At 50.0% G+C, this 428-nt stretch carries 1 protein-coding gene; it reads right to left on the reverse strand.

Annotation, left to right across the window (positions count from 1 at the left end):
* On the reverse strand, positions 1-428 hold a 428-nt coding region (locus tag AC1DF3_RS37145; protein ID WP_478142834.1), incomplete at both ends, for a polyphosphate polymerase domain-containing protein.

Below are 428 nucleotides of genomic sequence, written 5' to 3' on the forward strand. Positions count from 1 at the left end.
GTATTGACACCTGCCGCAAGCCGCTTGTCGAATGTAATCCGCACATTGCCCGGTTCATAAACATAGGCCTCGCGTACATAATCCACAATAACAATCGGCCTGAACGCCCGATGCGCTAGCGCAAGATAGAAATCCTTGAGCAGCGGATGCTCTTTATCTCTCAAACACTTGTAATCTCCTGCTAGTATTTCATCGTACTCTCTCCTCGAGAGAGGAGCCGCTTCCTTGCAGACGAAATCCCCGAACTTGCTCTTGCGCTCCAACGTGATCTTCTCGGCGCTGCCGTTATAAATTCGTATTCGGTACTTGTCCCTGCCGAACACGCCGTTGTTCTTATCGTACAAGGAATGATCATGCGGCCCGTCAAAATACAAACTTCGGATGCCGTAACCGTCTCCGCCGATAGAATTTGGATCCATCTCCAGCAT

The sequence above is a fragment of the Variovorax sp. 10N432 genome, from assembly GCF_056394465.1.